Source organism: Kiloniella spongiae, assembly GCF_001026905.1.
Taxonomy (GTDB): domain Bacteria; phylum Pseudomonadota; class Alphaproteobacteria; order Kiloniellales; family Kiloniellaceae; genus Kiloniella; species Kiloniella spongiae.
In genome coordinates this window covers 487,604-500,038 of sequence record NZ_LAQL01000002.1, presented here as the reverse complement: position 1 = coordinate 500,038, position 12,435 = coordinate 487,604, and the positions used below count along the sequence as shown (strand labels likewise).

At 45.9% G+C, this 12,435-nt stretch carries 12 protein-coding genes and 1 tRNA gene; 7 read left to right on the top strand and 6 right to left on the bottom strand.

The window, feature by feature from the left end; all coding sequences use genetic code 11:
- Positions 1 to 23: 23 nt before the first annotated feature.
- Complete coding sequence (locus WH96_RS02320; protein ID WP_245629419.1) at positions 24 to 2,078, bottom strand: methylmalonyl-CoA mutase family protein; 2,055 nt, start codon at positions 2,076 to 2,078, stop codon at positions 24 to 26.
- Between the two features lie 189 nt (positions 2,079 to 2,267).
- Between WH96_RS02320 and ccrA the strand changes: the two genes are divergently transcribed.
- Positions 2,268 to 3,551, top strand: coding sequence for a crotonyl-CoA carboxylase/reductase (gene ccrA / locus WH96_RS02315; protein ID WP_046504587.1), 1,284 nt, complete (start codon positions 2,268 to 2,270; stop codon positions 3,549 to 3,551).
- Between the two features lie 225 nt (positions 3,552 to 3,776).
- Complete coding sequence (locus tag WH96_RS02310; protein ID WP_047762484.1) at positions 3,777 to 5,435, top strand: acyl-CoA dehydrogenase family protein; 1,659 nt, start codon at positions 3,777 to 3,779, stop codon at positions 5,433 to 5,435.
- Between the two features lie 43 nt (positions 5,436 to 5,478).
- On the opposite strand, the gene gluQRS is transcribed toward WH96_RS02310, so the two are convergent.
- Complete coding sequence (gene gluQRS / locus WH96_RS02305) at positions 5,479 to 6,339, bottom strand: tRNA glutamyl-Q(34) synthetase GluQRS (protein WP_047762483.1); 861 nt, start codon at positions 6,337 to 6,339, stop codon at positions 5,479 to 5,481.
- Positions 6,340 to 6,379: 40 nt separating this feature from the next.
- Between gluQRS and WH96_RS02300 the strand changes: the two genes are divergently transcribed.
- The 3 genes from WH96_RS02300 to WH96_RS02290 all read left to right on the top strand — a co-directional run bounded on the left by WH96_RS02300 (position 6,380) and on the right by WH96_RS02290 (position 8,657).
- Positions 6,380 to 7,009 carry a DNA-3-methyladenine glycosylase family protein gene (locus WH96_RS02300; protein WP_047762482.1) on the top strand — a complete coding sequence of 210 codons (630 nt, stop codon included), beginning with the start codon at positions 6,380 to 6,382 and terminating at the stop codon, positions 7,007 to 7,009.
- Positions 7,010 to 7,134: 125 nt separating this feature from the next.
- The gene (locus tag WH96_RS02295) at positions 7,135 to 7,809 is read left to right on the top strand and encodes an alpha/beta hydrolase (RefSeq protein ID WP_047762481.1); all 675 of its coding nucleotides are present in this window, start codon (positions 7,135 to 7,137) and stop codon (positions 7,807 to 7,809) included.
- Positions 7,810 to 8,075: 266 nt separating this feature from the next.
- Complete coding sequence (locus tag WH96_RS02290; RefSeq protein ID WP_047762480.1) at positions 8,076 to 8,657, top strand: HNH endonuclease; 582 nt, start codon at positions 8,076 to 8,078, stop codon at positions 8,655 to 8,657.
- 52 nt (positions 8,658 to 8,709) lie between these two features.
- On the opposite strand, the gene WH96_RS02285 is transcribed toward WH96_RS02290, so the two are convergent.
- From WH96_RS02285 to WH96_RS02275, 3 genes are all read right to left on the bottom strand, one after another.
- Positions 8,710 to 9,225 carry a disulfide bond formation protein B gene (locus tag WH96_RS02285; protein WP_047762479.1) on the bottom strand — a complete coding sequence of 172 codons (516 nt, stop codon included), beginning with the start codon at positions 9,223 to 9,225 and terminating at the stop codon, positions 8,710 to 8,712.
- A gap of 20 nt (positions 9,226 to 9,245) precedes the next feature.
- Positions 9,246 to 9,827 (bottom strand): YqaA family protein, encoded by a 582-nt coding sequence (locus tag WH96_RS02280; protein ID WP_047762478.1) that lies wholly within the window; start codon positions 9,825 to 9,827, stop codon positions 9,246 to 9,248.
- A gap of 154 nt (positions 9,828 to 9,981) precedes the next feature.
- Positions 9,982 to 10,488, bottom strand: a complete 507-nt coding sequence (locus tag WH96_RS02275) for a cold-shock protein (RefSeq protein ID WP_047762477.1) — start codon at positions 10,486 to 10,488, stop codon at positions 9,982 to 9,984.
- A gap of 323 nt (positions 10,489 to 10,811) precedes the next feature.
- Here WH96_RS02275 and WH96_RS02270 point away from each other — a divergent pair.
- Together WH96_RS02270 and WH96_RS02265 are read left to right on the top strand one after the other, a co-directional pair.
- Positions 10,812 to 10,896: transfer RNA gene (locus WH96_RS02270), tRNA-Leu, on the top strand.
- 140 nt (positions 10,897 to 11,036) lie between these two features.
- Entirely contained in the window at positions 11,037 to 11,495 is a 459-nt protein-coding gene (locus WH96_RS02265) for a hypothetical protein (RefSeq protein ID WP_047762476.1), read from the top strand.
- On the opposite strand, the gene WH96_RS02260 is transcribed toward WH96_RS02265, so the two are convergent.
- Complete coding sequence (locus WH96_RS02260) at positions 11,483 to 12,400, bottom strand: LysR family transcriptional regulator (RefSeq protein ID WP_053005576.1); 918 nt, start codon at positions 12,398 to 12,400, stop codon at positions 11,483 to 11,485. The genes WH96_RS02265 and WH96_RS02260 overlap by 13 nt on opposite strands.
- Between the last annotated feature and the right edge of the window lie 35 nt (positions 12,401 to 12,435).

Below are 12,435 nucleotides of genomic sequence, written 5' to 3'. Positions count from 1 at the left end.
CTTAACGAGAGAATTACAGAATGTTATTCCGCAGCCGTTTTATAAGGGGCAGATAATATGCCCGTTATATCGCTGAGTATGGAGCCGAGATCGAAATCCTTTGGCGTATAGACGGCGGAAACACCTAATTCCAATAGATGTTCGGCGTCTTTCTTTGGGATGATGCCGCCAACGACCAAGGGGATGTCCGCAATTCCTGCCTTTTCCATTTTCAGTATAATCTCTTTTACCAAGGGGACGTGCGACCCGGAAAGAATGGATAGACCTATAATATGGACCCCTTCTTCCAATGCGGCATTTACAATTTGTGCCGGTGTTAAGCGAATACCTTCGTAGACGACTTCGTATCCAGCTTCTTTTGCGCGTACAGCAATCTGCTCTGCACCGTTTGAATGACCATCAAGGCCCGGCTTGCCAACGAGCATCTTGGGGCGGCGGCCAAGTTTTTCTGCTAGTTGATTTAGATCCGAGCGTATTTTTGTCATGCTATCCAAATCACTTTCGTTGATCGTACTTTGTCCAACACCTGTGGGGGCGCGAAACTCGCCAAAGATTTCTCGGAGTGTTTGTGCCCATTCACCCGTTGTGACGCCTGCGTGTGCACAAGCGATGGAGCTTTCCATGATGTTATTGTTTTCCATCGCTGCGGCTCTGAGTTGAGAGAGTGCTTGCGTAACGTCATCAGCATTTCTGTTTTTACGCCAAAGCTTTAATTTTTCAACCTGTTGGGCTTCTGCTGCGTCATCAGTTTTTAAGAAACCGTTGTCTTCACCAGTTGTTAGGGGAGAGGGCTCTGTTTCGGTATGCTTATTGACGCCAATTACCGTGAGGTCGCCGTTTTCGATGTCTCTGAATCTTTGTGCCGCTGATTCAACCAACTTGCCTTTCATGTAAGAACTTTCTACCGCGGCGACCGCACCGCCCATTTCTTCTATGCGGGCAAGTTCTTCCTTTGCTTCGGCCATCAATGCCTGAACTTTATTTTCAATCTCAGTAGAGCCGTTGAAAATATCGCCATATTCAAGAAGATCAGATTCAAAAGCCACAATTTGTTGCAATCTCAGGGACCACTGTTGGTCCCACGGGCGTGGCAGTCCCATGGCCTCATTCCAGGCCGGAAGCTGGACAGCCCGGGCTCTGGCGTCTTTGGATAGGACAACAGCCAACATTTCAAGCAAGATGCGATAGACGTTATTTTCAGGTTGTTGTTCCGTGAGACCAAGTGAATTAACCTGTACGCCATATCTGAAGCGTCGATATTTTTCTTCTGTTACGCCGTATCGTTCCTGACAGATTTCATCCCAGAGCCGTGTAAACGCGCGCATCTTGCAAAGTTCGGTTACAAAGCGCACCCCGGCGTTTACGAAGAATGAAATCCTGCCGACCACCTTGGAGAAATCATGATCGGGCACTTGCCCGGAAGCTTTCACCGCATCAAGCACGGATATGGCCGTTGCCAATGCGTAAGCAAGTTCCTGAACTGGTGTCGCCCCAGCTTCCTGAAGGTGGTAGGAGCAGACATTCATAGGGTTCCATTTAGGTACTTCGCTATAGGTAAAGGAAATCACATCGGTGATAAGGCGCATGGATTGCTGTGGAGGGAAAATATAAGTACCACGAGACAGATATTCTTTGATTAGATCGTTTTGTGTTGTTCCCGAAAGTTTGCTTCGGTCCGCACCTTGTTTTTCTGCGCAGGCGATGTAGAGCGCCAATAACCAAGGGGCAGTTGCATTAATAGTCATAGATGTATTCATTTGATCCAATGGGATCTCGTGAAACAGTGTTTCCATATCCCCCAGGTGAGAGATGGGAACACCTACTTTACCCACTTCGCCCTGAGCGAGGATATGATCCGAGTCGTAGCCTGTTTGCGTCGGAAGATCAAAGGCGACAGAAAGGCCTGTTTGCCCTTTTTTCAGATTCGTTTTGTACAGTTCATTGGATGTCTTCGCAGTGGAATGACCTGCATAGGTCCTGAATAACCAGGGGCGATCAGCTGTTTTTGCTGCATGTGCGTTGTTGGTTGTTTTTTTTGAACCATCAGACATTCGAAATTTCCCTGAATTTTTCGTTATTGTCGCTATTATGTTAAAATATAGACATAAAATTACTATATTATCCAGTGTTTAGTAAAAATATAATAATTGTGCATTGCAAAAAAATCAACTCAAGCTAAACTGATTTTTAACAGTGAGAAAGTTTTTGCCGCTCCGGGCGATATCAAAGACCACCAAAAAGGTGGCAGGAATGGGGATAAGGCTAAGATGAGTGAAACAGCAAAAGTCGTGGACATAACGGCGCACCAGGAAAAAAAAGATCTCTATGAAGTTGGGGAAATTCCCCCGATGGGACATGTGCCTAAGCAGATGTACGCCTGGACCATTCGTAGAGAACGACAAGGTAATCCTGAACAGGCGATGCAGGTTGAGGTCGTCGATATTCCAAAGTTGGAAAACAACGAAGTTCTTGTTTTAGTCATGGCAGCGGGCGTTAATTACAACGGTGTCTGGGCCGGTCTTGGCAAGCCAATTTCAGTCTTTGATGTTCATAAAGAGCCCTATCACATTGCCGGATCTGATGCGTCTGGGATTGTCTGGGCTGTGGGATCAAAAGTGACGCGCTGGAAAGTTGGCGATGAAGTCATTGTTCATTGTAATCAGGATGACGGGGACGATGAAGAGTGTAATGGTGGTGATCCCATGTTTTCTACCTCCCAACGTATTTGGGGTTACGAAACACCTGATGGATCTTTTGCGCAATTCACGCGGGTTCAGTCTCAACAGCTTATGCATCGGCCCCGTCACCTGACATGGGAAGAGTCCGCTTGTTACACCCTGACCTTGGCCACGGCCTATCGTATGTTGTTTGGACATCGCCCTCATATTCTAAGACCCGGACATAATGTATTGGTCTGGGGGGCATCCGGTGGTTTGGGATCAATGGCAATTCAGCTCATAGCCACTGCTGGCGCAAATGCAATTGGTGTTATTTCTGATGAAACCAAGCGTGATTTTGTAATGTCTTTGGGGGCGAAGGGTGTTTTGAATCGTCGTGACTTCGATTGTTGGGGGCGTCTGCCCGAGGTAAATGATGTCGAGGGCTATAAGGATTACATGAAAGAAGTCCGCAAGTTTGGTAAGGCGATTTGGGATATTACGGGTAAGGGCAATGATGTTGATTTTGTCTTTGAACATCCGGGCGAACAAACCTTCCCGGTAAGTTGCAATATTGTGAAACGCGGTGGCATGGTTGTTTTTTGTGCCGGAACAACGGGCTTTAATCTGACCTTTGATGCGCGGTTCGTCTGGATGCGTCAAAAGCGAATTCAGGGCAGTCACTTCGCCAACTTGAAGCAAGCGTCGCAGGCAAACCAACTGGTTATTGAGCAGCGTCTTGATCCTTGCATGTCTGAAGTTTTCTCGTGGGATGATATACCGCGGGCTCATACCAAGATGATGAATAATGAACACAAGCCGGGGAATATGGCAGTGCTCGTTCAATCAACGCGGCCGGGCTTACGCACGTTGGAAGATGTGATTGACGCCTAGAGTTTCCTGCTGTCGATAAGCGCGATGGTTATGCTTATACGGATGCATTTCTCTGTCGCTACTAGCCATAGAGAGCTATTGCGCTTATCGACCTTTTTCATTGTTTGTTTTTGTTTCGATAGATCGTTGCCCAGCTATTTTTGACTCAACTCTTTTTTGTTTGGTTATTTTTGTCTGGGTTATTTATTTGATTATTTTTGGTGTTATTTCTCTAGAGGCAGAAAAATGTCTGAAACTTATGTGTTTTTTTCTCGTTGCGAAAAAGCGATTACATCAGCCAAATCTTTACAGGAAAAAGCACGTAATTATTTGCTTGAGCAAACACTAGATGGTGATCGTATTTCTGCTGTGCGCATCGAAGAAAATCAATTTGCAGCACATGGCTATGCTTGGATGGCGACGTATGTATCAGCATTGGAAAACATGCTTCTTTGGGCGCAGAGAGTGGATAGTGAAAACCAATTCCGTGAAACAGAGTGTCTCATCCTCAAAATAGCTTTTGGTGAATACTTGTCCCAGCTATCTGGTGGGATTGCAATCAGCCAAGTTGAAATTCTTCGTCCGCAAGACTTGGGAATAGGTGAAGCCGATGTGCTGAATTTCCATACGAATGATGTTCGGGCATTGGTTGCTGATGGTAATACTAAAGAGAATAGAAAGGCTTTGGCTGATCTGTTGGTTAATAGCCTTGAGAGTAAAGATTTCGGTGCTTTAGGGCTTGGCGATGAAACGCTTGAAATGGTCAGGGATCAATTTGGTAAAATTGCAGATGATTATAGCGATGCAGCGCATGAATGGCATTTAAAAGATGAACTCATTCCAATAGGAGTTGTTGAGCAATTGGCGGAGTTGGGCATTTTTGGACTTACTGTGCCTGAAGAGTATGGTGGCCTCGGGATGGGGAAAACGGCGATGTGTGTTGTGACTGAGGAGCTGTCTCGTGGCTATATCGGTTTAGGTTCTTTGGGGACCAGATCTGAAATTGCCGCAGAACTCATTCGTTTGGGGGGAACTGAAGAGCAAAAGCAGAAGTGGCTCCCACAAATTTCTTCGGGTGAGATTTTGCCAACGGCCGTCTTTACGGAACCCAACACCGGGTCCGATTTGGGATCTTTAAAGACACGGGCAGTGTTGTCTGGGGATTGCTATAAAATAACAGGTAACAAGACCTGGATCACGCATGCTTCGCGTAGTGATGTCATGACTTTGTTGGCAAGAACCAATCCGGATGAGCCCGGCTACAAGGGGCTTTCCATGTTTATTGCGGAAAAACCAAGAGGCAATGAGGTCGAAGATTTCCCGGCAGAAGGCATGACTGGTGGGGAAATCAAGGTGTTGGGCTATCGCGGGATGAAAGAGTACGAGCTTGGTTTTGATGGTTTTGACGTTAAGAAGGAAAACCTGCTGGGGGCCGAAGAAGGGCAGGGGTTCAAACAACTAATGGCAACTTTTGAATCTGCGCGAATTCAAACTGCCGCTCGAGCTGTGGGTGTCGCCCAATGTGCCATGGAACTTGGGATGCAGTATGCTCATGACCGTATTCAGTTCGGAAAGTCTCTCTATAATTTCCCCAGAGTTTACGGAAAATTGGTCTGGATGGTCGTTGAAACCATGATTGCCCGTCAATTGACATATGCTTCAGCGCGCGAGAAAGATTCAGATCGCCGCTGTGACATTGAGGCAGGTATGGCTAAACTTTTGGGGGCGCGTGTTGCATGGTCGAACGCGGATAACGCCTTACAAATTCACGGTGGTAATGGCTATGCAGAAGAATATAAAATTAGCCGTGTACTATGTGATGCACGTATACTGAATATTTTTGAAGGTGCGGCAGAAATACAGGCACAGGTCATAGCTCGCGGGCTTTTATCCGGGCGTAATTAAATTGAGCCTCTGAAATTGAGACGGCTGAATGTTCAACGAAATTTCAGCTTAGATTTTTGATTCCAACCATCTCTTTGATGTCTTCTGGGCTTTTTCCCTGACCTCTGAGCTCTCTGATCGCGAGGGAGTTATGTCGTTTGGCGAGTCGGTTGCCTTCTTCATCGTGGATCAGTTCATGGTGGTGCCACGTTGGTACAGGCAATTTAAGCACGGCTTGTAGAAGCCTGTGAATATGGGTGGCTTCAAAAAGATCTGTGCCTCTTGTGATACAGGAAATATTTTGTAAGGCATCATCAACTGTGACAGACAGATGGTAACTGGTGTGGATATCTTTTCTGGCAAGTACAACATCGCCAAAAATTTCCGGTGTTGCCTTGATATTCCCTTCCCTCTCATCTAGCCAATATAGCTCTCCCGTTAGAGTCCTTGCCCGCGCCATGTTCAGGCGGAGGGCATAGCTCTCTCCTTGTGCGATACGCTCTTCCCTCTGTGACAATGAAAGGTTTTTGCAGGTGCCGGGGTAAATTAATCCGTCCGGTCCATGTGGGGCGCGATTAGACTGTCGGACTTCGTTTTGAATGTCTTTGCGTGTACAAAAGCAGGGGTAAAGAAGATCTTGTTCTTTTAATTTTATGAGAGCCTGATCGTAATCCTCTGTATGTTCAGATTGAATACGAGGAGGCTTGGTCCAATTTAAGCCGAGCCATGACAGATCTTCGTATATCGCGTCCGCGTATTCCTTGCGGCATCGTGTGGTGTCTATATCTTCGATCCTAAGGATAAACTGGGCATTGTGTTTTTGTGCTTGTGTCCAGCTAAAGAGCGCGGAATAAGCGTGTCCTAAGTGCAGGTGCCCGCTGGGCGAAGGCGCAAAGCGAAAGATCTGTGAGGGTAATGATGTCATTAAATGAAATGTGCAATGAGAAGTGGGGGAAAGTCCAGTCGTGAGTGATAAAAAAATACCTGATGAAGCTCTGCGTGCCCCCTTGGAAGCACTTTCAAGGCAAGATCCCGATGTAGCCAAAGCATATATTGAATGTGGTTTGCCGCCAACAAGATCACAGGATGCCGGGTTTAATGGCTTGGTTGGGATGATTATTTCCCAGCAGGTTTCTGTTCAGTCGGCAAAGGCTATTCTGGGTCGGTTATTAGAACAGGTTGGGGAAATCACACCGGAAAACATTTTGGCTTTGGATGATGATGGTATGAAGGCGGCGGGCCTCAGCCGTCCAAAACAGCGCTATACACGTGCGCTGGCGGAGGACGTGTTGTCGGCACGCTTACAATTGGAGCGTTTATCTGAGATGGCGGATGATGATGTTATTGATCACTTGATACAGGCTAAGGGGATTGGGCGCTGGACGTGTGAAGTATATCTTTTGTTTGCTTTGAAGCGGCCAGACGTTATGCCCGCTGCGGACCTGGCTTTGCAAGAGGCGATGAAGCACTTAAAAGGACTGGAAAATCGCCCAACACCAAAAGAAATGTATGAACTTTCCGAAAGCTGGCGTCCCTTTCGCAGCGCTGGTGCCCGGTTCTTGTGGCATTATTATCGCCATGCCGGTATTGCCTGATTTTAGAGAATTTTGTTTCTTCAAATGGCGCTATTATTGAGAATTTGTTAACCATTTGGCTAAAATTGATGACCTGCAGAAAAAAATCGTGTAAAAGTAGGTAGTTATTCATGGGGGGCATGTAAATGTCAGAGGTAACATTAACTGGACCTCGTCACGAGCCTAGCTCGGGTGGGCCAGCAAAAGAACTAATAATCATGCTGCATGGTCTTGGTGCAGATGGGCAGGATTTAATTGGTCTTGCGCCCTATTTTGCAAATGCTCTTCCGCATTGTGCGATTGTTTCTCCCGATGCTCATCAGCCATGTGATATGGCCCCGATGGGACGTCAGTGGTTTAGTTTGATGAGCAGGGATCGCGATCTTATTCTTGATGGCATTCAAAAAGCAGCTCCTATTGTGCAAGCTTTTATTGATCAAGAGATAGCACACTATAAATTGTCGCCTGAGCGCGTCTTCCTTATGGGGTTTTCCCAAGGGGCCATGATGGCTTATCATTTGGGCTTTAGGCAGAAATTACCGCTTGCTGGCATGATGTGTTTCTCTGGGATGTTGGCAGCTCCTGATTTGCTTAAGGATGAGTTGTCCAGCAAATGCCCGGTTCTTGCCATCCATGGTGACCAGGATGAAGTTGTTCCACCTGAGGCGCTTCCTGCTGCAGTTGAAGCGATGGGAGAACATGACATTACCGTATATCAGGAAATGATTTCCAAACTTGGGCATGGTATTGATGAAAACGGTATTCGAATGGGTGTTGGCTTTGTGACAGAAATTCTTGGGTATGCTGTTAAAGATAAATAGGCGGCGGAAAGCGCGCTTTTTACGGTGTTGAGCAGAGGCTCTTTTTCTTGCTGAAAAGGAGCCTTTTTTGCATCCAATTGCGTGAGCTGTGGTGGATTGAATTGTGACAGTGGAGTCTGAATTTTGTGTTTCTTTTGTTACTCTGACACAAAATGTTGTATGTTGGTAAAAAGAGCATTACTTTTAACTAGATACTTCAGTATCGTTCAGTTTAGGTGCTTTGGTATCATTCGCCCCGGTGTTTTGAGATCCCACGGAGGAAAAACGTGGTTTCCTTTTCAGCTAATCCGGCGTTGGTCCTAAATGCGGACTTTCGTCCACTCAGTTACTTTCCTCTCTCTCTCTTGTCTTGGCAAGATGCGATCAAAGCTGTGTTTCTTGATCGTGTTCAGATTGTTTCTGAATATGAGAGCGAGGTTCATTCTCCGTCTTTCCAGATGCGTATTCCAAGTGTTGTTGCCCTTAGAAGCTACGTTGAAATGGATCGCCGTCCGGCATTTACCCGTTTTAATGTCTTTTTGCGAGATGGCTTTACCTGTCAGTATTGTGGGGTGCAAGAGGCTTCCGAATATTTAACTTTTGATCATGTCATTCCCCGTTGTCAGGGGGGCGGTACGTCTTGGGAGAATATCATAACGGCCTGTGAGTCCTGTAATCTGTCCAAGGGGGGACGGTCACCATCTGAAGCGCGTATGATGTTAAAATCCTGGCCTCGTTGCCCGACTGTTCATGAGCTTAATCAGAATGGCCGTGGTTTTCCACCAAATTACCTTCACGAAAGTTGGCATGATTTTCTTTACTGGGATGCAGAGCTTGAGCGAGATAGTGGCACGTTGTCTTTTGATTAACGCTTACTATAAAGCGGTGCGAGAGAGGATGTTGAGTGGAGACGCTGGTGTATTAAACTTGTTTTGACGCTTTGATTGTCCCTAAGCAGAGCAAGGCAAGAGCTAGGGATATGACGATGTTGTAGCCAGCCATTGATATGCCAAAGAGTTCCCAAGGCACGACATCGCAGCGAACAATAGGCTGATCCATAAGTTGGCTTGTCAGATCTTCTATTGAAGCGGAAAGATCAAGGGCATCACCCTGGCACTCGCTTGTACCTTCCCACCATTGTTTCTCAACACCAACGTGAAAACCTGCAATACCAGCGCCTGTTAGAAATGACAGACTGCTAGCCCCCAGGGTCAATCGGGCCAGTGTGGGGTTTTTCCTCAAAAGCCAAGCTAGAAAAGCGAAGCCTGCGGCAACAACATAAGCCCAACGTTGATACATACAAAGAACGCAAGGGTACAGGCCGCCAACATATTGGAATACTAAAGCGGCCCCCAGTACGACTGCACAGGATGCAATTGCAATCAATGCCATTGACCCTGTTTTGATATCTTTCGCAATTGCAATAAGTGCAGTCATTTTTTACTGACCTGTGATTTCTATAAAAGGTATTTCAGAGCAACAAAGCCACCGATCAGCAGTATACAGAAGATTGTGGCAAGAATATTGAGGTATTTCTCAATAAATATTTTGATTGGTTGTCCGAAATACCATAGTAGGCCAGCAACACAGAAGAAGCGAAGTCCACGTGCGCCGAAGGATGAAATGCTGAAAACAGCAAAATCAAGTTCAAAAAAGCCAGAGGCGATTGTGATTACCTTATAGGGAAAAGGTGTTACACCTGCGATAAATACAATCCAGGCACCCCAATCGTTATAGCGGGCTCTGAAATCTTCCAGGTATTCTGCCTTCCCATAAAATTCGATGATTGGTTGGCCAATAGATTCAAACAAGAATGCGCCAATCCCGTAGCCAAACATACCGCCCAAAACAGACATAACAGTCGCAATAAGTGCTATTTTCCATGCTTGATCTCGTGCCGCCAATACCATCGGAATAATTAATATGTCCGGTGGGATAGGGAAAACTGAACTTTCAATAAAGGCGATAAGGCCGAGAGCTAAAAGCGCATGCGGGTGCGCTGCGAGACCCATGGTCCAGTTATAAAGGCTACGAAACACGGTGAGCTTCCTTTTGTTAATCAGGAAGCGAAGAAAACAGGACTAAAGCACGAAGGTCAAGCAGAGATACGAGGTAAGAGGGTTACCTCGTATCTTCAGCGCTTGAGAATTGTTATTCTTACGTCGCTTTGGCGGGGTCTATAGACAGGCAGAGTTATTCGAGGAGTTGGACGATTGTTGCCAAGGGGCCTTTGTCACCATCCTCTGTTTCCATCTTAATGCGTTGATTCTGGGCAACACGGAAAATTCCGGATCGCTCTAGAATACGTGCAGAAATAAAAATATCTCTGCTCCCGTCATCAGGGGAAACAAATCCATACCCTTTGTCGGCATTGAAAAACTTCACAATACCTTCGATAGTTGGTTCCCCACTTTCACTACCCGGTGGTGGCGGTGGTTCCGGCATGGATTCAACACTATGAATGTGTTTGACCTGCAAACCTTTATCTCCGTTGGTCAGGTCACAGATTAATTCTGCACCTTCTGGTAGAGAGCGATGACCTGCTTTCTCCAAAACGGATATATGGAGGAATGCGTCGGGTAATTCTTCCCCCGCCTGGACAAATCCAAATCCTTTGGTGGCATTGAACCATTTAACACGTGCCTGTATGTCAGGCATTTCAATTTCTGTTTGATCTACTATTACACTGGTATCCAACATGGCGCACGGTTGCTCCAGACTAACCTATATGTAGAACTCAAATATAACCCCTCCCGAGGGTGTAATTTGAGCTTTCGGGGGGAATCGGATGATTTATGAACGGCCATTATTTATGAAATTCTTCCCCCCAAGAAAGAAGCCGTTTAAACCAATAGTAACCTTAATCAATGGTTAAGTTCTAGTCATAGTTTACTAAAATCCTTAATGAAAAGCAAAAACCTCTGATTTGTGTGTTATTTTTGTGCCTAATTTTAGATAAATTATAAAAATGAAATCGAGACTTGCCAAAGGCGTAAGCATCAGTAATATGCGCATCCACAAGTGCCCCCGTGGCGGAATTGGTAGACGCGCGTGACTCAAAATCTCGTATCTTCGGATGTGCCTGTTCGACTCAGGCCGGGGGCACCATTTATTTCCGCAAACCGCCGTTCAATAGGCGTTTAGCTTCGTTTATTCGATAGCGGACTGACCCAGCAAAACAGTACAATATGTTTTCTACGGAATTGGGAAAGTATTCCCTTTGTTTCCTTGGTGTTGGGAGAAACTAGATGTCCGAAATTGATAGTGTGAAAGCTCAGGTTCTGGCCGAGTTGGCGAAGGAACAGGGCGAGCAGCTTAGGTTTATGGCGAATCTGGATCTGCGCCTTGTCTTTGGATACCTGACGGCGCAGTTTATTCTTGTCGGTTGGATCACGAATCAAGCTGAGCTGGCTGTTCCGTTGGTTAGCGCGATTCTTTTAGTTAATGGACTTCTATTTGGCGTTATCGTGATGCTTTTGGTTCGCCACGGGCGCCGTCGGCATCATGCATCGCAAACTTCCCGAAATATCGATTCGGCATTACAGCTTTATGAGACAGGAATCTATTTCGAGGGTCGCATCAAGAATCCGGATAGGCAACGGGAAAAGAATCCTTTATTTCTCTATTGGCACCCGATTTATATTTTTATCTGTGGCGTCGCCTTCAGTGGTGTAAGTATCTTGATTGCTATATCCTATCTGGTTTGAAGATCATTAAGCGTTTTTCCGAAATAAGAAATAGCGGTTTCTTTCACGGTCGACATTTTACGCAACAAAATTGTTTTTCTATAATAGCGTGTATCTGTGATTGTGATTTTATTCAAATCTAAGCCTCCAGGCCAAGGCCCTTGCCAGTCAGGAATAAGAGCCAAGCCAAGGTCTGAATTCACGAGTACGGTGATGGCCTCCAAGGCGTCCAGTTCACAAAATTTCTGAGTTGAGATTTTATGATCACGCAAAAACTGTGTGACCAGTTTACCTCCCCATGAGTTGTGATCGTATTGAATAAAGGGTTTTTGCCGAAGTTCTTCTATTAACTCAGAAGATAGCATTGGTCGTTCCATATGATCGTCTATAAACAAGTACTCAGATAAAGATCCTTTGGCCGCGATAAGACAAAGTGGTTCCTGTGTTATCACTTCAACTTTAAGCTCTTTCGACAGTGAAAAAGGTGGCGCACTAATTACAATTGCGTCCAGATCATCTGAAAGCAGGCGATTATAAAGCTGTTTTGATGTCCCGGGATGTAATTGCACTTCCAGATCGTGTTTATCGTTGCGTATAAGGTTCAAAGCCCCGGGGATTATCCCTGTCATTGCTGTAGAGATGACACCTAGCTCTAACTGACCGGATATCCGGTTGTGGTTTAAACTGTTCACCAGATCTTGCTCAGCCCTGAGTAACTGCTTTGCGTGGGGCAGAATGCGTTGCCCGGCTTCTGTCAGTTGAATGGTTTTCCCAGACCGTATGGTCAGGCAAGATCCTATCTGTTCTTCAAGTGCTTTGATGCGTTGACTTATTGCTGTGGCTGTAAGCCCCTGAGATTGTGCAGCCCGTGCAATAGACCCCTCTTGCGACAAGGCGATCAGACTTCGAAGGAAATCACTATTCAAACCAAAGATATCCTGTTGTTTGAAGGAACAATAAT